This is a genomic window from Hyalangium versicolor, from assembly GCF_020103695.1.
Classification (GTDB): domain Bacteria; phylum Myxococcota; class Myxococcia; order Myxococcales; family Myxococcaceae; genus Hyalangium; species Hyalangium versicolor.
The window spans coordinates 139,670-165,266 of record NZ_JAHXBF010000020.1; the positions used below are offsets into that span (position 1 = coordinate 139,670).

Annotated in this window: 14 protein-coding genes; 6 read left to right on the plus strand and 8 right to left on the minus strand. The window is 67.3% G+C overall.

The annotated features are described in order from the left end of the window. The first annotated feature begins 1 nt into the window (after position 1). From KY501_RS35900 to KY501_RS35910, 3 genes are all read left to right on the plus strand, one after another. Entirely contained in the window at positions 2-1,405 is a 1,404-nt protein-coding gene (locus KY501_RS35900; RefSeq protein ID WP_224368334.1) for a hemolysin family protein, read from the plus strand. 72 nt (positions 1,406-1,477) lie between these two features. Next, positions 1,478-2,458: a glycoside hydrolase family protein gene (locus KY501_RS35905; protein ID WP_224368336.1), complete on the plus strand. Its 981-nt coding sequence runs from the start codon at positions 1,478-1,480 to the stop codon at positions 2,456-2,458. 195 nt (positions 2,459-2,653) lie between these two features. Then, on the plus strand, positions 2,654-7,795 hold the full coding sequence (locus tag KY501_RS35910) for a WD40 domain-containing protein (RefSeq protein WP_224368338.1): 5,142 nt from the start codon (positions 2,654-2,656) through the stop codon (positions 7,793-7,795). A gap of 52 nt (positions 7,796-7,847) precedes the next feature. Here the strand turns inward: KY501_RS35910 and KY501_RS35915 are convergent, their stop codons facing one another. Further along, positions 7,848-9,338: a serine/threonine protein kinase gene (locus tag KY501_RS35915; RefSeq protein ID WP_224368339.1), complete on the minus strand. Its 1,491-nt coding sequence runs from the start codon at positions 9,336-9,338 to the stop codon at positions 7,848-7,850. Between the two features lie 247 nt (positions 9,339-9,585). Between KY501_RS35915 and KY501_RS35920 the strand changes: the two genes are divergently transcribed. Together KY501_RS35920 and KY501_RS35925 are read left to right on the plus strand one after the other, a co-directional pair. Next, positions 9,586-10,536, plus strand: coding sequence for an RpnC/YadD family protein (locus KY501_RS35920; protein ID WP_224368341.1), 951 nt, complete (start codon positions 9,586-9,588; stop codon positions 10,534-10,536). Positions 10,537-10,672: 136 nt separating this feature from the next. Beyond that, positions 10,673-14,398: an NACHT and WD40 repeat domain-containing protein gene (locus KY501_RS35925; RefSeq protein ID WP_224368343.1), complete on the plus strand. Its 3,726-nt coding sequence runs from the start codon at positions 10,673-10,675 to the stop codon at positions 14,396-14,398. Here the strand turns inward: KY501_RS35925 and KY501_RS35930 are convergent, their stop codons facing one another. Next, positions 14,399-15,079 carry a TapB family protein gene (locus KY501_RS35930; RefSeq protein ID WP_224368345.1) on the minus strand — a complete coding sequence of 227 codons (681 nt, stop codon included), beginning with the start codon at positions 15,077-15,079 and terminating at the stop codon, positions 14,399-14,401. Between the two features lie 308 nt (positions 15,080-15,387). Between KY501_RS35930 and smc the strand changes: the two genes are divergently transcribed. Beyond that, positions 15,388-18,987 (plus strand): chromosome segregation protein SMC, encoded by a 3,600-nt coding sequence (gene smc, locus KY501_RS35935; protein ID WP_224368347.1) that lies wholly within the window; start codon positions 15,388-15,390, stop codon positions 18,985-18,987. Between the two features lie 119 nt (positions 18,988-19,106). Here the strand turns inward: smc and KY501_RS35940 are convergent, their stop codons facing one another. From KY501_RS35940 to groL, 6 genes are all read right to left on the minus strand, one after another. Continuing rightward, positions 19,107-20,306, minus strand: a complete 1,200-nt coding sequence (locus KY501_RS35940; protein WP_224368349.1) for a hypothetical protein — start codon at positions 20,304-20,306, stop codon at positions 19,107-19,109. Positions 20,307-20,341: 35 nt separating this feature from the next. Beyond that, the gene (locus tag KY501_RS35945) at positions 20,342-21,730 is read right to left on the minus strand and encodes an FHA and sigma-54 interaction domain-containing protein (RefSeq protein ID WP_224368351.1); all 1,389 of its coding nucleotides are present in this window, start codon (positions 21,728-21,730) and stop codon (positions 20,342-20,344) included. Between the two features lie 98 nt (positions 21,731-21,828). Continuing rightward, on the minus strand, positions 21,829-22,812 hold the full coding sequence (locus KY501_RS35950) for a hypothetical protein (protein WP_224368353.1): 984 nt from the start codon (positions 22,810-22,812) through the stop codon (positions 21,829-21,831). A gap of 220 nt (positions 22,813-23,032) precedes the next feature. After that, positions 23,033-23,437, minus strand: a complete 405-nt coding sequence (locus KY501_RS35955) for a hypothetical protein (RefSeq protein ID WP_224368355.1) — start codon at positions 23,435-23,437, stop codon at positions 23,033-23,035. A gap of 85 nt (positions 23,438-23,522) precedes the next feature. Next, positions 23,523-23,780: a glutaredoxin 3 gene (gene grxC / locus KY501_RS35960; RefSeq protein WP_224368357.1), complete on the minus strand. Its 258-nt coding sequence runs from the start codon at positions 23,778-23,780 to the stop codon at positions 23,523-23,525. Positions 23,781-23,926: 146 nt separating this feature from the next. Beyond that, positions 23,927-25,573: a chaperonin GroEL gene (gene groL / locus KY501_RS35965; RefSeq protein ID WP_224368359.1), complete on the minus strand. Its 1,647-nt coding sequence runs from the start codon at positions 25,571-25,573 to the stop codon at positions 23,927-23,929. Between the last annotated feature and the right edge of the window lie 24 nt (positions 25,574-25,597).

The following is a 25,597-nucleotide window of genomic DNA, read 5'->3' on the forward strand; positions in this document are numbered from 1 at the left end:
CATGGCGAGTGAATGGATCTTCCTGGGGTTGGCGATTCTCCTGGTGTTCGCCAACGGCTTCTTCGTGGCGACGGAGTTCGCCATCGTGAAGATCCGCGCCACGCGGCTGCAGGCGCTGGTGGACGAGGGGACTCCCGGCGCAGGCATGGCGCTGAAGATGGTGGAGAAGCTGGACGCGTACCTGTCCGCCACGCAGTTCGGCATCACCCTGGCGTCGCTGGGCCTGGGCTGGCTGGGTGAGCCGGCGTTCGCGCACCTGATCGAGCCGCTGATCGCGGAGATCGTCCCGGAGACGGCTCGGGAGACGGTGACACACAGCGCGTCGGTGGCGATCGGGTTCGCGATCATCACCTTCCTGCACATCATCATCGGAGAGCTGGCGCCCAAGAGCCTGGCCATCCAGCGCGCCGAGGCCACCACGCTGGCGGTGGCGCTGCCGATGCGCGCGTTCTACTTCCTGTTCTACCCGGCCATCGTGCTGCTCAACGGGATGGCGCGGCGGATCCTGCGCATCTTCGGTCTGGACTCCGCCAGCGAGGCCCATGAGGCGCACAGCGAGGACGAGCTGCGCGTCATCCTCCACAGCTCGGCGGAGGCGGGATCGATCACCACCTCGCGGGCGGAGTTGCTCGAGCGGGCGCTGGAGATGGCGCAGAAGACGGCGCGCCAGGTGATGGTGCCTCGCAACCAGGTGAAGTTCCTGGACGTGGAGGAGCCACTGGATCGGTGCATCGCGGATGCTCGGGCGGCGGGGCATACGTGGCTGCCGGTGTGCCGCGGGAGCCTGGATCAGGTGGAGGGCGTGGTGAACGCCAAGGACCTGTTCTTCCTGCTGTCGAAAGGGGAGCTCCGGACCTTGTCCCAGGTGCAGCGGCCGGTGCTGTTCGTGCCGGAGAACGTGACGCTGGAGCAGTTGCTGGCGGAGTTCCGGCGCCGGCGCCGGCAGACGGCCCTGGTGGTGGACGAGCACGGCGGTACGTCGGGACTGGTGACGATCGCGGACGTGGTGGCCGAGGTGGTGGGGGATGTGGCGGAGCTGGGCCGGCGGATGGAGGAGGTTCGCTCGTTGCCGGGCGGCCGGTTCGAGCTGCCGGGCACGGCGCAGCTGGATGACTTGGAGGAGCGGCTGGACGTCAACTTCGACCTGAGTGAGGACGAGAAGGGCGAGGTGACGACGATCGCCGGCTACCTGATGACGAAGCTGGGGCGGGTTCCGGAGAAGGGGGACAGCCTCAAGCTGGACATGTGGCGCATCCTCGTGGACGAGGTGGATGGGCCTCGGGTGGTGCGAGTGACGGTGGAGCCCCAGTCGATGGCCAAGGCGGCTCCTGCGGCTCCCTCGGATGGCTCGGGTGGCACGACGCTCCCGGGGGCCTCGACGCCTCCCGGTCGCGGAACCGGGTGAGAAGGACGCGCTGCGGCATTACAGTCTCCAGCCTCCCATTCGAGCAGGAGGTGAAGACTGATGAGATGGCCCATGGCGACGGCTTGTGTCGTGGTTCTCGTGCTGGCGGGCGCTGGCGCGTGCTCTTCCGATCCGGACACCCAGACTCCGGAGGACTCGGGTGTATCGGATGGTGGCTCCCTCCCCGGTGATGGGGGGAACTCGTCTCCCGATGGAGGGCGTCCGGATGGTGGCGGCCAGACGACGGACGGCGGGACGGATGGTGGGACTTCGTTTGCCAAGAGTGCCAAGCGGGGGATTGCCTATGACATCGCGACTCCCGCGGACATGGCGGCGCTCTCTCCGGGCGTGAGCTGGTGGTACGACTGGAGCTCGCAGCCGAATGCGGGAGTGCCGTCGGACTTCCGGTCCCGCTATGGCGTGGACTTCATCCCCATGTTGTGGAACGGGAATTTCAACGCGGCCAACATCGAGGCCTTCCTCAAGGCCAACCCGCACATCCAGTACCTGCTGCTCCTCAACGAGCCCAACCTCACGGATCAGGCCAACATGTCGCCCCAGGATGCGGCGGCACTGTGGCCTCGGTACGAGGCTGTGGCGGAGCACACTGGCGTCAAGCTCGTGGGCCCTGCGATGAACTGGGGCACGTTGCAGGGATATTCGGATCCGGTGGTGTGGCTGGATGCGTTCTATGCGGCCTATCGGAGCGCGAACGGGAATCGGGATCCGCGCATCGATTACTTGGCGTTCCACTGGTACGACTACGGGCTGGCGGGGCAGCTCGATCGGCTCAAGAAGTACGGCAAGTCGTTCTGGGTCACCGAGTTCGCCAACTGCCACAGGCAGAATGACGGTGCGCAGATTGACTCGGTGGCCAAGGCGAAGGCCCAGATGACGGAGATGGTCTCTGTCTGCGAGAACCGTGCGGATGTGTTCCGCTACGCGTGGTTCACGGGCCGGTGGACCAATGATCCGTGCTACGCGAGCTTGCTGGGGGCTCCGGGAGTGCTGACGGAGTTGGGCCAGCACTACATCTCGCTTCCCTACAAGTGACGCGCTCCCGGTCCACCTGGGGGACACGGGCACCCTGAAGAGGGAGACCGCCCCTGTCGGCCGCGTTTCGGGCCAACTGCTAGGGCCAGCGTACCAGTGGGTCCAGACCGGCTGGACCGGGACTCCTGTGGAGCTTGACTCCCCCGGGTCTACACACGGCAGGCTGGGGCTCCGAGGTTGGGGAAGGAGCCTGACGTGGGGTTTCGCCGGTACGATGTGCTCATCATCACCGCGCTGCTCGATGAGCTCGACGCTGTGCTTGCTCTCGGTGAGGGCGGCAAGGATGGCTGGGAGACCGCGAAGGATGGGAATGGCTTTCCCTTTCACTTTCGTGAGCTTCCTCGGGAGGACGGTGAGCCTCTGCGCGTGGCGGCTGCCTCGTTCGATGAGATGGGTGGCGATGCCACCGCGCTCCGAGCGACGGCGCTCATCAAGTTTCTCGACCCGGCGTGCCTGGCGATGTGCGGTATCTGCGCTGGGAAGAAGAAGGACGTCTTCCTGGGCGACGTCATCGTCGCGAGCCGCGTCTATCGCTACGACGCTGGAAAGTTCTCCGCTGGCCGGCGCGATGAGGAGGGGCTTCGCGTCGAGGAGTTCTTCCATGACTTCAAGACCTTCAACCTCAAGGACACTTGGCGGGTGGATGCCGCCTACTTCGCACGCGACAAGGACTGGGCTGCCGAACTTGTGAAGACTCGGCCGCTCTCCCTGGAGACTCAGGAGAAGTGGTTCCTTCGAGTACTCCTCGAGCAGGAACTGCACGGCGCAGCAGCCCCGGACAAGCATCCAGATCGGAAGAAGGAGTGCCCCACGTTCAGCACAGTGAGGGATCGGCTCCGGCAACGCGGCCTGCTGGTGAACAAGCCAGGCGTCCTCGCGCTGACCGAGGAGGGCAGGGGATACGCGATTGACCTCTCGCACGAGGATGAAGCACCGAAGGACCCGGAGTTTCGTGTCCACGTGGGACCCATCGCCACGGGCGAGATCGTCCAGAAGGATCCCGAGCTGTTCCAGCGTTTGGAGAAGATCGGACGCAAGACCCTGGGCGCTGAGATGGAGGCAGCAGCGATTGGCCGGGTTGGCGAGCACCTCGGGCGCCCGACGCTCATCGTCAAAGCGGTCTCGGACTACGGGGATGAGGACAAGGATGACGCTTTCCGGAAGTTCGCCACGCATGCCGCGGCGCAGGTGCTGATCCGGCTGTTGCTCCGAAACCTGGAGCCTGTCGCCCAGCAACTCGAAGACTTCTCCGAGGCCGAACCGCACGACTCCAGGGCGCTCCGCTTCGAGCGCATGGGCCTGGATCGCAGGGATGATCTGCTCTCCCAGGTGCAGACGCTTGCCAGGCTGCGCATGGAGACCAGGGGAGAGACGGCGGAAATCGTCCGGGTCCGCGCGCCGGCGCCTTTCGGAGGGTATCTCCGCGTGTCGAAGGTGGAGGGAGCTGTCACGAGCGTCTCTCCGATTGCCGTGGTCGATGCTCTCACCCTTGATGTCCTCGAAGCTTTTCTCGACACGATCGATGCTCGCTATCGGAGGAATGATCCGAGCATCCAGTCCGTGCTGGTCTACGGCGGTGCCCCTCCGTCGGACGACGTGCTCGCCAGGGCCAGGAAGAGGCGCGTCTTCCCTCGCAGCTTCACCGAGTATCAGGGGCTCATCGACTTCCGTGGCTATTCGAACCGCCAGTTGGATCGGCTCGAAAAGGACCTCGTCTACCCGCCCGCGCTCTACGTCGCCCAGCGGGCGGTGATTCACTCGGAAGGCGGTGAATTCAGCACGGCGGACGTTCTGGGGGAACTCAACACCCTGCTGGTTTCACCCCATCCTCGCTTCATCCTGGTGCTCGGAGAGTTCGGCGCGGGCAAGACGTTTCTGCTCCATGAACTGGCCCGCAGGATGATCAAGGATGGAGGGCCGCTCGTCCCTGTTCTCATCGAGATGCGGACGCTCGAGAAGGCGCAGGAGTTGAACGCGCTGGTGAGCCAGCACATGGCCAAGGCGGGTGAGGAGCGGATCGATCTGCCAGCCTTTCACTACATGCTCTCTCATGGGCGGATCGCACTGCTGTTCGATGGCTTCGACGAGCTGGCGCTTCGGGTCAGCTATGAGCGCGCGGTCGAGCACTTCTCCACGTTGATCCAGGCCGCCCAGGGCGAGGCCAAGATCGTCATCACCAGCCGTACCCAGCACTTCTACTCGGATCGGCAGGTGGTGAGCGCGCTCGGGGAGCAGGCCAGCTCCCAGCGAGGATATCGGCTGGTCAAGCTCCAGCGCTTCACGCACGAGCAGGTCCAGGCCTTCCTGGAGAAGCGGCTGGGTGACCCGGTGAAGGCGGCTCAGCGCTTGAAGTTGCTCTCCGAGGTGAGGGATCTGCTGGGGTTGGCGGAGAACCCGCGCATGCTCGGGTTCATCGCGGACATCGATGAGAGGAAGTTGCTGGAGGCCCGGGAGCGCGACAGGGAGATCACCTCGGCCCGGTTGTACGAGATGCTGCTGAGGCAATGGCTCGATTATGAGCGCAACCGGGCTGATGCACCTGGGGGGCTCGTGGGGCTCACGGTGGTCCAGCGTTGGAGGGCGGTCACCGAGGTGGCGATGAGGCTCTGGCACGAGACGAGCCCGAGTCTCAACATCCTGGAACTGCCCGCCGAGCTGACTGCTGCGGTGAAGGAGTTGGCGGAGCACACGCTTAGTTCTGCGGAGGTCCAGCACCAGATCGGCTCTGGGACGCTTCTGGTGCGAGATGAGGGCAACAACTTCTCGTTCATTCACCAGTCGGTGATGGAGTGGCTGGTGGCGAAGGCCGTCTCCGAGGAGATCCTTCAGGGAGGCGCGGCAGTGGTAGTGCTCCGAGCGCGGGAGATGTCTCCGTTGATGGCGGACTTCGTCTGGGGGCTGGCAGGGCGCAAGGAGGCGGAGGAGTGGGCGCGGCAGGTACTCAGGGATGAGGCCCCGAGTGCCATCCAGAAGAATGCCCTCCTCATGTTGAAGCGGCTTGGAGTCGAGGGACAGGTGGGGTTGCGGCTCGCAGGGCTGGATCTCAGCGGCAAGGACTTCTCTGGGCAGGACCTTCGAAATGCCGACCTCACAGGCGCGAATCTCACCGGTGCGAAGCTGGTCGGCACGGATCTGACGGGCGCGAAGCTGACCAAGGCCCTCTTGCGGAGGGCAGACCTGTCGCGGGCCATGCTCACGAAGGCCGATTTGCGAGGCGCGGACCTGCTCGGCGCTCGATTGGTGGGAGCCACTGCCAAAGCAGCTCTCCTCGCGGGTGCCATGCTCCGCCAAGCGAAGTTGAGCGGCGCCTGTTTTGACGAGGGTGCGCTGGAAGGGCTCGACAGACAGGCGTTGTTTGGCGCGGCGAGACCGGAGGTGCTCCATGCCTCGCCAACGGTGTCCTCGAATCTGCCTTGCTATGGCGTGGCGTTCAGCCCGGATGGAATCCTGCTTGCCGCGGGTAATGGCTTCGAGATCCGACTCTGGGATCTGGAGACTGGGAGCATGTTACGCACCCTCTCTGGTCACGACGAACTCGTCAGGAGCGTGTCGTTTTCGCCGGACGGAACCATGCTGGCTTCGGGCTCTGGGGATGGAACGGTGCGCTTGTGGGACATGGCTACAGGCACCGAGCGCCGCGTGCTCCAAGGGCCTGGGGCCAGCGTCATGAGCGTGTCGTTCTCGCCGGACGGAGCCACGCTGGCCTCGGGGGCATGGGGCGGCAAGGTGCGCCTGTGGGACGTGGCCACGGGCACCGAGCGCTGCGTGCTCCAAGGGCCTATGGCCAGAGTCATGAGCGTGTCGTTCTCACCGGACGGAGCCACGTTGGCCTCGGGCTCTGAGGACGGCAAGGTGCGCCTGTGGGATGTGGCCATGGGCACCGAGCGCCGCGTGCTTCAAGGGCCTGCGGCCAGAGTCAGGAGCGTGTCGTTCTCGCCGGACGGAGCCACGTTGGCCTCGGGGGCATGGGACGGAACGGTACGCCTGTGGGACGTGGCCACGGGCACCGAGCGCCGCGTGCTTCAAGGGCCTGCAGCCAGCGTCATGAGCGTGTCGTTCTCACCGGACGGAGCCACGCTGGCATCAGGCTCCGATGACGGAACGGTACGCCTGTGGGATGTGGCCACGGGCACCGAGCGCCGCGTGCTCCAAGTACATGAGGCCAGCGTCATGAGCGTGTCGTTCTCGCTGGACGGAGCCACGCTGGCCTCGGGCGCGGGGAACGGAACGGTACGCCTGTGGGACGTGGCCACGGGCACCGAGCGCCGTGTGCTTCAAGGGTCTGGGGCCAGCGTCATGAGCGTGTCGTTCTCGTCGCACGGAGCCATGTTGGCCTCGGGCGCGGGGGACGGAACGGTGCGTCTGTGGAATGCGGCCACAGGCACCGAGTGCCGCGTGCACCGAGGGCCTGCGGACAGAGTCAGGAGCGTGTCGTTCTCGCCGGACGGAGCCACGTTGGCCTCGGGCGCGGGGGATGGAACAGTGCGCCTGTGGGACGTGGCCACGGGCACCGAGCGTCGCATGCTCCAAGAGCGGACGGACAGAGTCAGGAGCGTGTCGTTCTCACCGGACGGAGCCACGCTGGTTTCGGGCTCTGAGGACGGCAAGGTGCGCCTGTGGGACGTGGCCACGGGCACTGAGCGCCGCGTGCTCCGAGGGCATGCGGCCAGCGTCATGAGCGTGTCGTTCTCGCCGGACGGAGCCACGTTAGCCTCGGGGGCATGGGACGGAACGGTGCGCCTGTGGGATGTGACCACAGGCACCGAACGCCGCGTGCTCCAGGGGTCTGTGGACAGCGTCGTGAGCGTGTCGTTCTCGCCGGACGGAGCCACGTTGGCCTCGGGCGCATGGGATGGAAGGGTGCTCCTGTGGGATGTGGTCACAGGCGCTGAGCGCCGCGTGCTCCAAGGACCTGCGGCTAGAGTCAGGAGCGTGTCGTTCTCGCCGGACGGAGCCACGCTGGCTTCGGGCTCCGAGGACGGAAAGGTGCGCCTGTGGGACGTGGCTACGGGCACCAAGCGCCGCGTGCTCCGAGGGCATGCGGACAGAGTCTGGAGCGTGTCGTTCTCGCCGGACGGAGCCATGCTGGCCTCAGGCTCCGAGGACGGAACGGTACGTCTGTGGGATGTGTTCTCGGCCGAGTTCCTTGCGGCTCTCGTGTCCTTGGAGGAAGGATGGGTGGCGTTCACCACGGATGGTCGCTATCGCTCTGGAGGCAACCTCGGCGGTGCTTTCTGGCACGCCGTCGCCTTGTGCCGATTCGAGCCGGGTGAACTTACCCCCTCGCTCCACGTTCCCGATGAGGAGCCTCTGCATCGGCTTCCGCGTTCCGCTTGATGCTCCGACACGGAGCTTCTCATTCCTTCAACCTCTCGCCACGTGAGTTCTGTCACGGGGCTGGGTCGCTGTGCGGCGCCGTACTCTCGTGAGGCTGGGAGAGCCGTCTCGTGGGTGTTGTTGTGGTGGGACGCTGTCTGGGGGCGACGATAGGCAGGTAGCAAGCGCCTTGGTACATGGAGCCGCCGACTGACTCACACTGCTCTTGCTCGAACGAGGTTTTCATCCAGCAGCTGTTGTTGAGGGCCACCTGCTGCTTGTGAGGGCAGCGTCCCTTCGCATCGGGCTTTGCCTGTCCTGGCTCTGGCTCGGGAGGTGTGTCCGCGACCATTCCCTCTGGAGCAGAGGGCGTAGGCACGTCCACCGCAGAGGCAGACACTGCGGCCTCGCCGAGCCCTACGGGGCCCGCATCCGCTGGGCCGCCCACTGAGGCTGCTCGGGTTTCACTGAGTGTCCCTTCGGGGCCTCCAGGAGCCATCCATGCCGCCAACGTGGCCAGTGTTCCTGCTGCTGCGGCGATCGCAATCCAGGCCCGCCAGGAGCGAGTGTCCGCTCGTAACCCAGGAGGTACGCTGGGCGTTCCGGTGCTGGGAGGCTGCCCATCCCTCGTGTCCTGTGCGTGGAAGTCCACCGACACGCGGGTGCCCAGGGAAGTCGTGGCCGCTCGTTCCATGTCCCGGGCCAGTTGCAAGGCAGTGCCGCGCTGCTCGGGATTCAGCGAGAGCATGCGCAGAATGAGTTCGCGCAGCGGCGCGTCCACCCGAGCCGAGTACAACGACTGGGGAAGCACCAGCGAGTCCACGCTCCAGACACCGTGCTCGTCCCGTTGCGCCTCGCCCAGCTGCGGGTAGGCCCCCGTCACGAGCCTGCACGCGGTGACTCCCAATGCGAACAGGTCATCCGCGGGCAGGGCCCGATACGCCGCAGTGGCCGCCCGGCCGTGCTGAACGAAGAACTGCCAGGCCTCCGGGGAACGGTAGGCCGGAGTCCCCGGTGGCAGCGGCGGCGGAGTGAGGGTGTCCACTCCCGGGTATGTGCACGAGCCGAAGTCGGTGAGGAAGACCCGGCCGTCCCAGCGCCGCACCAGGATGTTGGCCCCCTTCACGTCCCGGTGCACGGCCTCCTGGGCGTGCAAGGCCTGCAGCGCCAGCGCCGTCTGGGCCAGCACCCGGAGCACCTGCTGCGAGTCCGGGCGGTACATCCGCGCCCAGTCGTACAGCGGCACTCCGTCCACGAACTCCATCGCTATATAAGGATGGAGCGGGCCGTCCGGGTGGAGCCACTCCCCATGCTCCACCAGGCGCGGGATGTGAGGGTGGTGCAGCCGAGACAGCAACTCCACCTCTCGCGCAAAGCGCGGATCCCCCGGGAGCATCGCCAGCTTGAGAGCCACCGGTGGGGTCTGCTCGGCGCCCACGCGAACCGCTCGGTAGACGGCGCCGTAGACACCACCGCCTGCCCACTCCACCACGCGCCAGGGCCCCACCTGCGTGCCGAGAGGTAGGAATGCCGGATGCTGGCTCGGAGGGGATGCACTCGTCATCTGGGCTCGGGGAAGGGGAGGGGCTCCCGGGGTGGCCAGTGCCGGAGCCAACTGGCCCTACCAGCATACCAGTGGGTTCGGAGTGCGCGGCCAGGGGGCTGGTGCCGCTGGACTCGCAGGGGACCGCTCACGGCAGGCCAGGGGGGCCAGGTCGTGCAGGGTTGGCAGGGAGACTGCATCCGCTCCTACAGGGTGGGTGTCCAGGAGGAGACCCAATAGGTCAGACCCCTTGCGTAGGGTGTCGGTCATGGCATCTATGCAGCACGAGGGGCTTCTGCTCCTGTTCCGAAATCGCCCCACGCTGGCGCCCGAGCTGCTTCGAGACGCGCTCGGGCTCGAGCTGCCTCCCTACTCCGAGGCGCGAGTGGAGTCCGCCGAGCTGACCGAGGTGGTTCCCACCGAGTACCGAGCGGACCTTGTGGTGCTCCTGCTGGACGGCAAGCCGGTCTTCGCCATCGTGGTGGAGGTGCAGCTGTGGAGGGATGAGGACAAGCGCAAGACGTGGCCGCTGTATCTGACGAGCCTTCGGTCCCGAGTGAATTGCCCCACCGCGCTGCTGGTGGTGGCACCGGATGCGGGGATGGCCCGGTGGTGCGCCCAGCCCATCGCACTGGGCCATCCAGGCTTCGTGCTCCAGCCCCTGGTGGCCGGGCCGGACGCCATCCCAGTCCTTGTCGATGAGCGGGAGGCGCGCAAGGACCCGGAGCTGGCGGTGCTGTCGGCGATGGCCCACGGCCAGGAGAAGGCAGGACAGGCGATCGCGCAAGCAGTCATGGCAGCGGTGGAGGGCCTTGAAGAGGAACGAGTCCGCCTTTACGTTGACCTGGCCCTGTCCTCGCTCAGCGAGGCGGCCCGTAAAGCCCTGGAGGCGCTGATGAGAAGTGGTAGCTACGAGTACCAGAGCGAGTTTGCGCGCAAGTACGTCGCCCAGGGGCGAGAAGAGGGCCTTCAGCAGGGGCTTCAGAAAGGCGAGCAGGCAGCCTTGCTGGAGGTGCTCGACGCCCGAGGCCTCGAAGTGGATGCCGCCGCCCGCCAGCGAATCCTGAGCTGTACTGAACTGGCGCAGCTCAAGGCCTGGGTGCGCAAGGCAGTGATCGCGAAGTCCGTGCAGGAACTCTTCGAGGATGAGCCCACGACCCCCACGGTCGGCAAGCCCGTCCGGAGCTCGAAGGCACCCAAGTCCCGCTCCAAGCGGTAACCCTCAGAGCTGCGCCAGCAGGCCCTGCCCGCATTCCCATGGGGCCAGAGCCCGGCTCCCAGGTGTTGGGGGCCCTTGACTCCCAGGGCACCGCTCGCGACAGGCTAGGGGTTCCAGGCCGTGCAAGGAGCGTGAAGTGGGGACTCGCTCGGACGATGTGCTCATCACTGCGCTGATGGACGGGCTTGAGGCGGTGCTCGCTCGGGGCAAGGTGGGCACCGGGGCCGCGGGGCCCGTCGACCCACCCGAGCACTATGTAACCCAGCGTGCCGTGCTTCATTTGGACTCCGCTGAAGTCCTCACGGCCAATGTCCTGGGGGATCTCTCGGCCCTTTTGGCGGAGCCGGAGCCCCACTTCATTCTGGTGCTCGGGGAGTCTGGCACCGGCAAGTCGGTCCTGCTCCGTGAGCTGGCCCGTCGGATGGCCCAGGCCGGAGGGCCCATTCCGGTGCTTGTGGAGGCCCGGACGCTCGAAACAGCCCCGGAGCTGGATTCGCTCGTGGCCCAGCTCCTGGCCAGGGCGGGCATGACTCGGAGCGAACTCCCCACCTTCCATCGTCTCCTCGCAGAGGGGCGGATCGCACTGCTGCTCGACGGCTTCGACGAACTGGACCTCCGAGGCAGCTACGCGCGCGCGGCCGAGTATTTCTCCACCCTGCTCCAGGCGGCTCGGGGCAAGGCCCGGATTGTCATCACCTGCCGCGCCCAGCACTTCTCCTCGGAACAGCAGGTGAAACGTGCGCTCGGGGAGCAGCTCAGCTCCCAGCAAGGCTATCGGAGGATCAGGCTCCAGCGCTTCACCCCTGAGCAGATCCGCGCCTTCCTGGAGAAGCGGCTCGGAGACACTGCGAAGGCGGCTCGCCGTCTGGAGCTGCTCACCCGGGTGAAGGATCTACTGGGGCTGGCGGAGAACCCGCGCATGCTTGGGTTCATCGCGGACATCCCCGAAGAGAAGCTGATGGCAGCCCGGGTGAGCGCCCCGGGGATCACCGTCTCCAGCCTGTACGAGCTGCTCCTGACCCGGTGGCTCCAGCACGAGGTCGATCGGGCACACCCTCCGGGAGGGCTCCCGGGGCTCGATCTGAGACAGCGCTGGAACGCCGTCACCGACCTGGCGATGCGCCTCTGGACTCGGAATGAGTGGAACCTCGGCATCCTGATGCTCCCCGCCGACCTGTGCGCGATGGTGGCGGAGCTGGGCGAGGTCCCCATCCCCATCGAGGAGGTTCACCACCAGATCGGCTCGGGGACCTTCCTGGTGCGGGACGAAGTTCACACTTTCTCGTTCCTCCACCCGTCGGTCTTGGATTGGCTGGTGGCCAAGGCCCTGGCCCAGGAGCTTCGGCATGGAGGAGAGGTGAAGGCACTCGCGAAGCGGAAGCTGGAGCCGTTGATGGCGGACTTCATCTGGGGGCTCGCGGGGCGCGACGATGCGGAGCGATGGGCCTGGCGGATGATCCGCGAGGTGGTGTCGATCCCGCTCCATTTCAATGCTGTGTTGATGTTGGAGCGGCTCGGAGTCCCGGCGCCGCTCGGGAGGCCGCTCGAGGGGAGGAACCTGAGCGGCCAGGATCTCTCCGGGAAGTACCTCGGGTATGCGAACCTCACGGGTGCGAGCCTCAGGAACACGACGCTGGTGGGCACGGATTTGCGAGGAGCAATCCTGGCCAGGGCTTTGGCGCAGCGTGCGGACCTCTCTCAGGCCACGCTCACGGGGGCTGATCTGGGTGGGGCGGATCTCAGCCGCGCCTGCCTAAGAGGAGCGGTCGTCACCGGAGCGAACCTTGTGGGTGCCAACCTGCGTCAGGCCAAACTGGGGGGCGCCCGCTTCGACCCGGGGGCGCTCGAGAGGCTCGGCAAGCAGGCGCTGTTCGGCGCGGCCATGCCCGAGGCGCTTCAGGCCAAGCCCATGGTGTCCTCGGACTTCCCCTGTCAGAGCGTGGCGATGAGTCCGGATGGGAGGTTGCTGGCTTCCGCTCACGGTCTGGCGATCCATCTCTGGGACGTGGAGGCCTCGAGCCTGTTGCGCATTCTCAAGGGCCACGAAGGTCCCGTCTCGAGCGTGCTCTTCTCCCCGGACGGGGACACGCTCGCCACGGGCTCGTCGGACACCACGGCGCGGCTGTGGGACGTGGTCGCTGGCACCGAGCGCCGCGTGCTCCGAGGGCACGCTCGAGGTGTCTCGAGCGTGGCCTATTCGCCGGACGGGGGCACGCTCGCCACGGGCTCCGCGGATGCCACGGTGAGGCTGTGGGACGCGGCCACGGGCACCGAACGCCGCGTGCTGCCAACCCAGGAGCAACGCGTCTCGAGTGTGTGCTTCTCGCCGGATGGGGCCACGCTGGCCACGGGTTCCGAAGATTCCACGGCGAGACTGTGGGACGTGGCCACGGGCGCTGAGCGCTGTGTCTTTCGAGGACACGCTCAAGGTGTCTGGAGCGTGTCCTTCTGTCCGGACGGCGCCACACTCGCCACGGGTTCGTCGGACGCCACGGTGCGGCTGTGGGATGTGGCCACCGGGGCTGAGTGGCGCGTGCTTCGAGGGCATGCCCAGCGCGTCACGAGCGTGTCCTTCTCACCGGACGGAGCTTCCCTGGCCACGGGGTCCGAGGACTGCACGGTGCGCCTGTGGAACGCCGACACGGGGGCCGAGCGGAGCGTGCACCAAGGGCATGCCCAAGGCGTCACGAGCGTGTTCTTCTCTCAGGATGGAGCCACGCTGGCCTCGGGCTCCGAGGACACCACCGTGCGGCTGTGGGATGTGGCCACCAGGGCTGAGCGGCGCGTGCTCCAGGGGCATGTCCAACGTGTCATGAGTGTGGCCTTCTCTCCGGATGGGTCCCTGCTCGCCGTGGGCTGCGAGGACTCCTCGGTGCGCCTGTGGAACGTGGCCGAGGCGAAGGAGCGCCGTGTGCTCAAAGGGCACTCTCAGCGCGTGTGGAGCGTGTGTTTCTCGCCGGATGGGGCCACATTGGCCACGGGCTCGGCGGACTCTGCGGTGCGCCTGTGGGACGTGGCCGGGGTCGCCAGGCGGGGCGTCTTCGCAGGGCCGGCTCGACGCGTCGGCAGTGTGGCTTTCTCTCCGGATGGGGCCACGCTCGCCGCGGGCTGCGCTGACACGACGGTGCGGCTGTGGGAGGTGGCCACCGGGACCGAGCGTGGCATCCTCTCGGGGCATGCCCGACGTGTCTGGAGCGTGTGCTTCTCGCCGGACGGGGGCACGCTGGCCTCGGGCTCCGAGGACGCTACGGTGCGCTTGTGGGATGTGGCCACCGGGACCGAGCGCCGCGTGCTCCAGGGGCTCGCGTGCGGTGTCTGGAGCGTGAGTTTCTCCCCGGACGGGGCCACGCTGGCCACGGGGTGCGAGGACGCCACCGTGCGGCTGTGGAACGTCGACACGGAGGAGGAGCGCTGCGTGCTCCGAGGGCATGCATGCAGCGTCTGGAGCGTGAGTTTCTCGCCGGACGGCGCTCTGCTCGCCACGGGGGCCGATGACTCCACGGTGCGTTTGTGGGACGCGGCCACGGGCGCCGAGCGGCACATACTCCGAGGACATGCTCAAGGCGTCCTGAGCGTGGCCTTCTCTCCGGATGGAGCCCTGCTCGCCACGGGCTCCGAGGACTCCACGGTGCGCCTGTGGAACGTCGACACGGGCGAGTGCCTCGGGGTCTTCCTCTCCCTCGATGAAGGCTGGGTGGCCTTCACTCCCGAGGGCCGATACCGTTCCTCGGGAACTCTCGGCAGTGCGTTCTGGCACGTCACCGCCTTGTGCCGCTTCGAGCCGGGCGAGCTCACCGCCTCCCTCCGCGTCTCCGACACGGAGCCTCTCTACCGGCTTCCCTGGAGACGCTCGGAGCGCTGATCAGAGCTTCTTCGAGCCCTTCTTCTTCACCGTCGCCGGCTCCGTGGTGGCCGTCGCCGGCCGCTCCACCTTGAGCAACTCCAGATCCGTGTTCCCCCCGGTGGCCACCTTCACGATGCCCACCCCGGGAGCGAACCAGATGTAGCTCTCGATGGAGCGCCCAGGGGAGCCGGAGCGGTGGGCCCGCGCCGTCGTCATGTTCTTCACCTTCAGCGCCTTGAAGGTGCCCGCGCCGACCGTCACCTCTTCCTCACCAACGACGGTCGCCTCCTTGTCGAACGTGCTGGCGAACACCATCCCGGCCGGCATCTTTGACCCTGCGGGTGGCTGCATCTTCACCGACAGCGAATTGCGCCAACTGGCGCCCGGCACCATGTTCGCTGGGGCTGGAACGGCCACGCCTTCGGCGGCGACGACTTCCACCTGCATCCCGGAAGCGGACAGCAGCGTGCCCTCCAGGCCGCCGAGCCCCGTGCGCACTCCCTCCGAGGTACAGAAGGCCTCCGTTTGGCCGCTGCGGCCCTTGAGATCCACCGCCAGGAGTCCCTTCTGTCCTTCCGGTGTGGGTGTCACCTCCCGGGTGGAGATCAGCAGCTCGGAGGATCCCGCCCGGTAGGTCAATTTCAGCCCGTCCTCCAGAGGGAAGTACGGGTTGGGGCAGGGGGCCCCGGCTGAGGGCATGTCAGACCGCTCGGGTAGACCTGCGGGCGCTGCTCCTACGAGGACCGAGAGGACGAGTAAGGGCGCGTGCGTAGGCTTCCTCCAGAAAGATCACCGTGAAGGTAGGGTGCATCTCTCACTTTTCAACCCCTTACCGTTTCGACCCTGACGGTACTTGGCTGCTTTCGAAATGTAGGGTCACACGGTGCATGGTCACGCTTGATCGTGTCACGAGTGACTGATACTCCTGACCACATTCCGGGGCCGATTTTTCGGCCTTGGAGCGATTTCACGCCTCTCGCGCACCAAGCCCTACAGGAGCCCGTTGGATGCGAATCAAGCGCCTGGACATCACCGGCTTCAAGTCCTTCATGGAGCGCAGCGTCTTCAGTTTCGATGACGGAGTGACGGGCATCGTCGGCCCGAATGGCTGCGGCAAGTCCAACGTGGTGGACGCCATCCGCTGGGCCATGGGCGAGCAGAGCGCCAAGAACCTCCGGGGCCGAGGCATGGAGGACGTCATCTTCAACGGCTCGGAGAACAAGCCGCCGCTGTCCATGGCGGAGGTGTCGCTCACCTTCACCATCGAGGAGGCGGATCAGCTGGCGCCCCAGTACCAGGGCTTCCCCGAGATCACCGTCACCCGCCGCCTGTTCCGCAACGGCGACTCCGAGTACCTCATCAACAAGGCCGCCTGCCGTCTGCTCGACATCACCGAGCTGCTGCTGGGCACCGGCGTGGGTACCAAGGCCTACTCCATCATCGAGCAGGGCCGCGTGGGCCTCATCGTCTCGAGCAAGCCGGAGGATCGGCGCTCCATCATCGAGGAGGCTGCCGGCATCACGAAGTACAAGACGCGGCGCAAGGCGGCCGAGCGGAAGATGGAGGCCACCGACGCCAACCTCCTGCGCGTCACGGACATCACCAACGAGCTGGAGAAGCGGCTCGACACGCTGACCCGCCAGGCGAAGAAGGCCGAGAAGTACAAGAAGCTCAAGGCGCGAATGCGGGACATCGATCTGCATGCGGCCTCGCACCGCTACCTGGAACTGCACGCGGAGAAGAAGGTGCTCCAGGCCCGGCTGGAGAGCCTGAGCTCGGAGGAGCGCGCGAACCTGGACCGCGTGCGCGAGCTGGAGGAGGGCATCACCCGCCGCCGCACCGAGCTGGAGTCCGAGTCCGCCGCCCTGCAGAAGCTGGCCGGTGAAGTCCACGCGCTCGAGAGCGCCGTGCAGCGCGACGAGCAGGATCTGGCCTACTGGCGTAAGGATCTAGAGGAGACGAGCGCTCGCGTGGCCACCGCCGAGGGCGAGCTGCACATCCTGCTGGCTCGCCAGTCCGAGGTGGCCGACACCATGGCCGCTCGCGAGGCGGAGCTGTCGGGCATCGCCGGGGCGTGGAAGGAAGATGAAGTGGCCATGCAGGTGGCGCAGGAGGAGCAGCGCCGCGCCACGCAGTTGCAGACGGAGGTGGCCCTGCGCTTGGAGCAGGAGCGGGCCGGGCTGGTGGCCGTGGCCGCGCGCCTGGCCAACCACGAGTCCAACCTCGTCAACCTGGCCCGCCAGCGCACGGACATGGAGGCCCGCCGCGAGAAGAACCGCGTCGAGGCCGAGGCCTTGCGGAACCAGGAGCAGGAGCTGGATCGCGCCCGGAGCCAGGTGCTCCAGATGGTGGAGGACAGCCGCCACAACGCGCTGGAGCTGGCCGAGCGCAAGACGCACGAGGAAGAGGCCCTGGAGCGCACCCGCGCCGAGTTCACCGAGAGCGAGATCCAGGTCATCAGCCTCCGTGAGGAGCTGGCAGATAAGCGCAGTCGGCTCTCCTCTCTGGAGGAGCTGCAGAAGAACTACGAGGGCTTCGATCGCGGCGTGCGCGCGGTGATGTCTCGTGCCGGCCAGCAGTTCCGCGAGCAGGGCATCTTCGGTCTGGTGGCGGATGTCATTACCGCGCCGCCGCGCTTCGAGCGCGCGGTGGAGGCGGTGCTGGGCGAGCGGCTCCAGCACGTCATCGTCGAGAGCCGGGAGAAGGGCTTCGAGCTGGTGGAGTACCTGAAGACGGCCTCCGAGGGCCGCGGCAGCTTTCTGCCGGTGCCGATGCTCGACGGCGTGCCGCCCGTGGTGGAGCCGGACTTCAGCCGTCCCGGGGTGCTCGGGAGCGCCTACGCCGAGGTGAAGTGCGAGGAGTCGCTCCAGCCGGTGGTGCGGTTGCTGCTCGGGGACGTGATCATCGTCCAGGATCTGGCCACGGCGCGGGCCTACGCGGCGGCGGGTGGCCCGCAGTGCACCCTCGTCACCGTGGAGGGCGAGGTGGTGCGCGCGGACGGCACCCTCACCGGCGGTGAGCGCGAGGGCGCAGCCGTGGGCGCCCTGCAGAAGAAGCGCGAGATCGCCGAGCTGGCGGGCGAGGTGGCTCGGGTGGAGGAGCGTTACAACGAGATCCTCACCCGGCACTACACGCTGCAGAAGCAGATGGGTCAGACGGAGAGCGTCCTCAAGGGGCTGGCGAAGAACCAGCACGCCGAGGAGCTGAACCTGGCCAGCCAGGAGAAGGATCTGCACAAGGCCAGCGAGGACCTGGCCCGGGTGCGCGAGCGGCTGGCCTCGGTGGACGCGGAGGAGGCGCAGTTCGCCCACGCGCACGGAGCGCTGGTGCATGAGGAGGAGAACAGCCGCGGCGAGGTGGCTCACGGTCAGGCGGATCGCGAGGGCCGTGAGGAGCGCGTGAAGCAGCTCTCGGCCGAGCTGGAATCGCTCAAGCAGCGCGCGGACGCGGCGTCCGCGCAGCTGATGGCCCTGCGCATCAAGGTGGCCGCTGGCAGCGAGCGCGGCGAGTCGGCCCGCAAGGAGCTGGAGAGCCTCATCTCGCAGCGCAAGGAGATGGAGGAGCGCATCCACCGCCTGCAGGTGACGGTGGGTGAGGGCACCGCGCGCACGGACGAGCTGCGGCGGAAGATCGAGGAGACGGAGGCGGCTCGGACGAAGCGGGCCGAGGAGCACCTGGCGGCGGCCGAGACGCTGGCGGGGCGCCGCGCGGGGCATGTGGCGGTCTCCGCCGAGGTGCGCGAGCAGGACACCCAGTTCCGCGAGCTGCGCGGCCGGCTGGACGAGCTGATGCAGGGCCTGTCGCAGATCTCGCTGAAGGAGCGGGAGATCGCCCTGGAGCTGGAGCACCTGGCCGCTGGCATCCGCGAGCGGCACCAGGTGGAGCTGGCGCACGAGCTGCACAACTACCACCTGCTGGCGCCGCTGGCGCCGGAGACGCAGGAGGAGCTGAAGGATCTGCGAGCCCAGGTGGAGAAGATGGGGGAGATCAACCTCACGGCCATCGACGAGCACGCGGAGCTGACCAAGCGCTACGACTTCCTGGCGGCGCAGAAGAAGGACCTGACGGCCACGCTGGAGCAGCTCAAGGAGGCCATCAACCGCATCGACGCGACGAGCCGCGAGCGCTTCAAGCAGACGTTCGACGTGGTGAACGAGAAGTTCCAGGCCGTGTACCCGCGGCTGTTCGGCGGCGGGCGTGCCAGCCTGATCCTCACCAACGAGGGCCCGGGCGCCGAACAGGGCGTGGAGATCGTCGCCCAGCCGCCTGGCAAGAAGCTGCAGAGCGTCAACCTGCTGTCCGGTGGTGAGAAGGCGCTCACCGCGGTGGCGCTCATCTTCGGCATCTTCCTCATCAAGCCGACGCCCTTCTGCCTCCTGGACGAGGTGGACGCGCCGCTGGATGAGGGCAACGTGGGCCGCTACAACGAGATGGTGAAGGAGATGAGCCGGCAGTCCCAGTTCATCCTCATCACCCACAACAAGCGGACCATGGAGGTGGCGAACACGCTGTACGGCGTGACGATGCAGGAGCCGGGCATCTCCAAGCTGGTGAGCGTGAAGATCAGCCAGGCCAGCGCCGCCAACGACAACGCCTCGGCGGCCTGAGTCCCTCGGGGGCTCACCCCGTTCGCATGAAAAAAGGCGCGGGTCCCAGAGCGGGTCCCGCGCCTTTTGCATTCGAGGCCCCGCCAGCTCATGGCGGAGCCCCGTTCAGCCCCGAGGGGCTACTTCTTGCCCTTGCTCTCCTTGGGGCAGGCGGCCTCGTCGGCCGCGCGGCGCTGCTTCGCCGTCTCCAGGTCCTTCTGCGTGTTGGCGAGCGCGGCCTGGCTGGCCGTCTCCACGTTGGTCCAGCCGTCGTCCTTGGCCTTCAGCTCCTGGACGAGCGAAACCGTCTGCTGCTCGGAGGCCTGCTGGGACTCGATGGCGGCGATCCACTCGTCCGCGGCCTTCACCAGCGCGGCGCACTTGTCCTTCAGGTCCTGCACCATGCCCCAGTTCTTGCTGGGGTTCTTCTTGTACTCGGTGACGATGGCGTCATACGCCTCGGCCGCGTTGGCTCGGACGCCCAGGGCGATGGCCGTGCTGGCCGAGCGCTGACCGCGCACCAGCTCCAGCTGGTAGAAACGCAGCTCGGGCGGCAGGTTCGTCGCCGCCTCGGTGGCCAGCGAGTGGAAGTGCACGAAGCGGTGCGGGAAGGTCAGCTCGTCCGAGGTCAGCTTCGCCGGCAGCGCGGTCATCTTCGACTTCAGGCAGGCGGCCAGTTGCTCGCCCTCGGTGCTGCCGCTCGGCTCGAAGGTGATGTCGGCGGCCGTCGGCGAGGCCTTCTTCAGGGTGATCTTCGCCGTGAGCACCGGCGGCGCCTGGGTGGCGTACGACGCGTAGCAGTCACACCATTGCTCTTGCGCGAGCCGGACCTCGCCGGAAAAGTCCGAGCCCTCGTTGATGCCAAAGGTGATGGCGGGGCTGTTGTTCAGCTCGTGGATGAACTCCGCCTGCGCGTCCACCGGCTGGGCGCCCTTGGCTGTCAGCGGCTGGATGGGGACGGCCTTGTTCACCGCGTCCTGGATGCACTTCTGGCCATCGGGGGAGAGGTTCTCTCCCACGATGGAGTGGGTGGCCTCCGCGTCGGTGATGTGCGTCTTCACCGTGACCTTGGTGGTGCCCGCGGGGCCGCGGTCCTTGGGATCCACCAGACACTCCATCACCTGGGGCCGGGTGGAGATGAGCGCGCCCACCAGGGAGGCCTGGTTGGCCGGCTGGGGCAGGCTGAGCTGGCGCGGGTGGCAGAGCGCCACGTCGAAGACGGGCTGGTTGGTGATGCGCATCCGCTCCTGAACAGAAGCGGCGGCGGCCGGTCCGGCGGCCTTCTGGCCCGCGCAGGCGGCGGTGAATACGACCGAGGCAATGGCAAGACGGCGCAACATGTGTGGTTTCCCCTCCGGTGGGAGTGATGCGGCGCTTACTTCTCGAGGCCCTCGGCGTTCTTGAGGTCCTTGAGACGCAGCCCGTTCTTCTTCAACAGGCGATAGAGGCTCTGCATGGACAGGCCGGTGCGCTGCTCGGCGGCCTTCATGTCGAAGCCCACTTCCTTCATGATCTCGGCGAAGTAGAAGCGCTCGAAGTCCGCGAGCACGCGGTCCTTGGCCTCGTGGTAGTTCATGCCCACCACCAGGGCGCCCACGCTGGTCGGCGGCAGCGAGCCGGCCTCGGGCTTGCGCTGGGGCTGGGCCATGAAGTCCAGCCAGCTGGTGTTGCCCGTCTCCTGCATGAGGGCGCCGCGCTCCAGCACGTTGCGCAGCTCGCGCACGTTGCCCGGCCAGTCATAGCCCTCGAAGAGCGCCAGCGTCTGCGAGGTGAGCTCGAAGTTGGCCTTGAGCGCCTGCAAGAGCGAGTGGGCCAGCACCGGGATGTCCTCGCGGCGGGTGCGCAGGGGCGGCAGGCGCACGCGGGCCACCGCGAGCCGGAAGTACAGGTCCGCCCGGAAGCGGCCCTGGCGCACGTCCTCCTCCAGGTTGCGGTGCGTGGAGGCAATGACGCGCACGTTCACCGGCACCGCGCCGCCGTTCAGCGTGGGCACCTCGCGCGTCTCCAGCACGCGCAGCAGCTTGGGCTGCAGGGGCAGGGGCAGCTCGCCCACCTCGTCCAGGAAGAGCGTGCCGCCTTGGGCCGCCTCGAAGACGCCGCGCACGCCCTTCTCCTCGTCATCCGCCGCGCGCATGGAGCCGAACAGCTCGCGCTCCGCCTTCTCCTCGGTGATGAGGTTGCAGTCGACCACTTTGAAGGGGCCGTGCCGCCGCGCCGAGTGCTGGTGCACCGCGCGCGCCGCCAGCTCCTTGCCAGTGCCCGTCTCGCCTTCAATCAGCAGGTTCATGTCCTCGCGGGCGATGCGGCGCAGATCCGCGAACACCAGCCGCATGCGCTCCGAGGCGCCCACCAGCGAGCCGAACGCGTCCGCCCCCGAGGGCACCTCCACCTCAGTGGTACGGGTGTCTGGCTTGACGGACAGCTTCGTCTTGCCCAGCTGCACCTTGTCGCCGGACTGCAGCACCACCTGGATGATCTGCCGCCCGTCCAGGTACGTGCCGTTGCGGCTGCCGAGATCCCTCAGCACCAGCCCCTTGGCGGTGCGCTCGATCTCCAGGTGACGGCGGCTGACGGTGGGGTCGGTGAGGACGAGATCACTCGCGGCATCCGAGCCCACGCGCACCAGCGAATCCTGGGTGGTGATCTTCTTGCCCTTGTCCGGCCCCGAGGAGACCTCGACCGACCACTCGCGCACCTGGATGCGCACGGGGCGGGCTTCGGCTTCCGTCAGGACGGATTGGGTGACTTCGGGCTTTTCAGTCATGGTGCTCGCCTTCAACCCCGGGCAGAGAACAGCAACCCGGTAACTCTGGGTGCGCCCTGTTTAGGGGGCTTTGGACGTGAGGGGCAAGTCAAACAAACTCAAGGCAGGAGAATCCGAGCAGTTCCTCCGCTCGCTCGCTGCACCTGGGCTTGCACCGGCACGGGCGCCAACCGGGCCCGCGCCAGCACTTGAGGCAGCGCGGGTTGTCCATCGAACTGCAGGATGACGTCGCCCGGAGCCAGCTTGCCCGTCTCGGGTGCGGACAGGACGTACAATCCCGCGGGCAATCGAGCCATTCGATCCAGCAGGCTTGTCTCCAGTGCAGGATTGGCGAAACGCAAGCGTTGCTGGCGGAGCAATTCGGCATCCAGCGGGTCCATCGTCGCGAGTGCCGCGACGTGGGCTGGCCGGCCCTCCTCGGAATACTCGAAGGCCTGCCAGGGGACGAGCGCCACCCGGGCCAGGGCAGGGGAGGGCTCTCGGGGCGCGTGCAGCTGATCCTCCAGGCCCCGGAGCGCCTCGCGGGTGAGGTTCTCCATGAGGCGGGTGAGCTCTGGCGCGGAGTCCGCGCCGTCGTCGGGGTGCTCGGCGAACGGGTCGGCCTTGGCCTCGCCCGAGATTTCCAGGACGCGCTGATGGGTGGAGGGGTGCAGCACCTCCACGTGGCCCAGGTAGGTGGTCTCCTCCACCGTGTTCTGGCCCACCGCGCGGCCCTTGGCATCGAGCACCTCGCCCTGCGCGGACTGGATGCGCCGCTCGGCCCAGGCTCGCAGCACCAGGGCCTGCTCGGGGCGGACTCCGTAGGGAGGCAGCAGCGTGACGGCGTTGCTGGCCGCCCAGGCGTTGTCGTCCTCTGGACGGTAGACCTTGAACTCCGAGGGGCCAAAGAAGAAGGCCCGCTCACCGGCCTCGGCCAGGGCCACGTCCAGCAGCCGCTCCGAGAGCTCGAAGGAGCGGTAGGCGGGCTCCGGCCACCGGAAGAGGAACGGGTACACCACCACCGCGGACGCGGACAGCTCCGCGGGGACTGCGCGCTGGACCTTGTACGCGGACCCGCACGCCGAACCCACGAGGGCCAGCATCAGGACCGCACCCACGAGCGAAAGATCGGCACGTTTCACGGCAGGTGAGTGAAGACCATCCGCCCCGTGGAATCCAGCCGGACGGTGCGGAGCGAGGAGGGCCCAGGTTCTCTCCCGCATCCCGAGGGTCCCCCTCTCGGGCGGGACCTTTCCGAACCTGTCTGCTTGTTGGACAGGTTTGGAAAAAGTCCGCGCCGAGGGGGCTGCCTGACGGACCTGCTCAGTACTTCGCGGATGCGTCGCTCGCGGGGAAGGACTCCATGGACTGCTCGTCCACGAGATCGTCCTTCTCTCCGCCGCCGGAGCGCACGTTGGCGTTGGTGACGTCGCGCAGGTCCTGCTTGTTCCGGGCCTCGATGCCGTGCGCCAGGCCCTTCTTGCGCTGGCTGATACGGGCTCCCGCGTGGACCATCCGGCCGCTGAGCAGGTTCTTCGCGCGCTCGGAGAAGTTGCGCTGCTCGTCCTGCCAGTCCCGGAAGAACTGGACCAGCTCCTCGTCACCCGCCTGCTGGGCATCCCGGATGTACTGCTCCACGGTCGCCGCGCCCTCGAGCAGGTGGTACAGCACGCTGATCAGGTTGTAGTGCTCGTCCCGAGTCCCCGTCTGCTGCTCTTCGCCGGCCATCTGGCTGCCTCCGCGTGAAATTCCTGTGGTTCCAGGAACCTATTCACGCAGCGGCAGCCCTGAGGCAGCCTGCCTGCCCGCCTGCTCAGTTCTGGAGCATGGGGTCCAGCTTGCCGTCGCGGTCCAGCGCCGCCAGGTCCGAGTAGCCGCCCACATGCGTGTCGCCGATGAAGATCTGCGGCACCGTGCGCTGGCCACTGCTCATCTCCACCAGCTTCTCGCGAGCCTCATCGTTCCCGGTGACGTCCACCTCCTCATAGGTGACGCCCTTGCGCTTGAGCAGGTCCTTCGCCCGGACGCAGTAGCCGCAGTAGTTGGTCGTGTAGATCTTCACAGGCTTCACGGAATCCTCCTGATTGTCGTCCCTCCAACTTAAGGGGGAGGAGGGACGCGCGCCACCGAGGCCAGAAAAGCAAACGGCCCCCGGCTCCACGAGGGAACCGGAGGCCGTGCTCACCCTGGCGTTCGGGGCGCCGAGGGAGGGGGCAACTACATGCCCATGCCGCCCATGCCACCCATGCCGCCCATGCCACCGGCGCCGGGAGCGGCCTTGTCGTCGTCCGCCTTCGGACGCTCGGCCACCATCGCCTCGGTGGTCAGCATGAGCGAGGACACGGAGGCCGCGTTCTGCAGCGCCGTGCGGCTCACCTTGGCCGGGTCGATCACGCCCGCGGCCAGCAGGTCCTCGTAGACGCCGGTCGCGGCGTTGAAGCCGAACGAGCCAGTGCCCTCCTTGACCTTGTTCGCCACCACGCTGCCCTCGAGGCCACCGTTGCCGACGATCTGGCGCAGGGGCTCCTCGACGGAGCGGCGGATGATCTCCACGCCGAACTTCTCGCCCTCGTCCACCTTGATCGAGTCCAGCGCCTTGACGCAGCGCAGGTAGGCCACGCCGCCGCCGGGCACCACGCCCTCCTCGACGGCCGCGCGGGTCGCGTTGAGCGCGTCCTCCACGCGAGCCTTCTTCTCCTTCATCTCGGTCTCGGTGGCAGCGCCCACGTTGATGACGGCCACGCCGCCCACGAGCTTGGCCAGGCGCTCCTGGAGCTTCTCGCGGTCGTAGTCGCTGGTCGTCTCGGCGATCTGGCCGCGGATCTGCTTCACGCGAGCCTCGATGTCCTTCTGCGCACCGGCGCCGTCCACGATCGTGGTGTTGTCCTTGTCGATCGTGATGCGCTTGGCGCGGCCCAGGTCGGCCAGCGTCAGGGTCTCCAGCTTGATGCCGAGGTCCTCGGCGATCATCCGGCCGCCCGTCAGGGTGGCGATGTCCTCGAGCATGGCCTTGCGGCGGTCACCGAAGCCCGGCGCCTTCACGGCCGCCACGCTCAGCACGCCCCGGATCTTGTTCACCACCAGGGTGGCCAGGGCCTCGCCCTCGACTTCCTCGGCGATGATCAGCAGCGGCTTGCCGCCACGAGCCACCTGCTCGAGGATCGGCAGCAGGTCCTTCATCGACGAGATCTTCTTCTCGTGGATGAGGATGTACGGATCGTTGAGGACAACCTCCATCCGGTCCGGATCCGTCACGAAGTACGGGGAGAGGTAGCCGCGGTCGAACTGCATGCCTTCGACGACGTCCAGGGTGGTGTCCAGGCCCTTGGCCTCCTCCACCGTGATGACGCCCTCCTTGCCGACCTTCTCCATCGCGTCCGCGATGATCTGGCCAATGGTGGCGTCGCCGTTGGCGGAGATGGTGCCGACCTGGGCGATCTCCTTCTTGTCCTTGGTCGGCTTGGCCAGCTTCTTCAGCTCGGCCACGATGGTCGCCACGGCCTTGTCGATGCCGCGCTTGATGTCCATCGGGTTGTGACCGGCGGCCACCAGCTTCGCGCCCTCGCGGAAGATGGCCTGCGCCAGCACGGTCGCGGTGGTGGTGCCGTCGCCGGCCACGTCAGAGGTCTTCGAGGCGACCTCCTTCACCATCTGCGCGCCCATGTTCTCGAACTTGTTCTCGAGCTCGATCTCCTTGGCCACCGTCACACCGTCCTTGGTGATGGTGGGGGAGCCGAAGCTCTTCTCGATGACGACATTGCGGCCCTTGGGGCCCAGGGTGACCTTGACCGCGTCGGCCAGGATGTTCACGCCGCGGAGGATGGCCTCACGCGCACGTACGTCGAAAACGATGTCCTTCGCCATTGTGGAATCCTCGGGAGGAAAAAG

Excerpts from the sequence above, each read along its gene's own strand:
- KY501_RS35900 (WP_224368334.1), top strand. The coding sequence starts at position 2 with ATGGCGAGTGAATGGATCTTCCTGGGGTTGGCGATTCTCCTGGTGTTC.
- KY501_RS35905 (WP_224368336.1), top strand. The coding sequence starts at position 1,478 with ATGGCGACGGCTTGTGTCGTGGTTCTCGTGCTGGCGGGCGCTGGCGCG.
- KY501_RS35915 (WP_224368339.1), bottom strand. The coding sequence starts at position 9,338 with ATGACGAGTGCATCCCCTCCGAGCCAGCATCCGGCATTCCTACCTCTC.
- KY501_RS35920 (WP_224368341.1), top strand. The coding sequence starts at position 9,586 with ATGGCATCTATGCAGCACGAGGGGCTTCTGCTCCTGTTCCGAAATCGC.
- KY501_RS35930 (WP_224368345.1), bottom strand. The coding sequence starts at position 15,079 with ATGCCCTCAGCCGGGGCCCCCTGCCCCAACCCGTACTTCCCTCTGGAG.
- smc (WP_224368347.1), top strand. The coding sequence starts at position 15,388 with ATGCGAATCAAGCGCCTGGACATCACCGGCTTCAAGTCCTTCATGGAG.
- KY501_RS35940 (WP_224368349.1), bottom strand. The coding sequence starts at position 20,306 with ATGTTGCGCCGTCTTGCCATTGCCTCGGTCGTATTCACCGCCGCCTGC.
- KY501_RS35945 (WP_224368351.1), bottom strand. The coding sequence starts at position 21,730 with ATGACTGAAAAGCCCGAAGTCACCCAATCCGTCCTGACGGAAGCCGAA.
- KY501_RS35950 (WP_224368353.1), bottom strand. The coding sequence starts at position 22,812 with ATGCTGGCCCTCGTGGGTTCGGCGTGCGGGTCCGCGTACAAGGTCCAG.
- KY501_RS35955 (WP_224368355.1), bottom strand. The coding sequence starts at position 23,437 with ATGGCCGGCGAAGAGCAGCAGACGGGGACTCGGGACGAGCACTACAAC.
- groL (WP_224368359.1), bottom strand. The coding sequence starts at position 25,573 with ATGGCGAAGGACATCGTTTTCGACGTACGTGCGCGTGAGGCCATCCTC.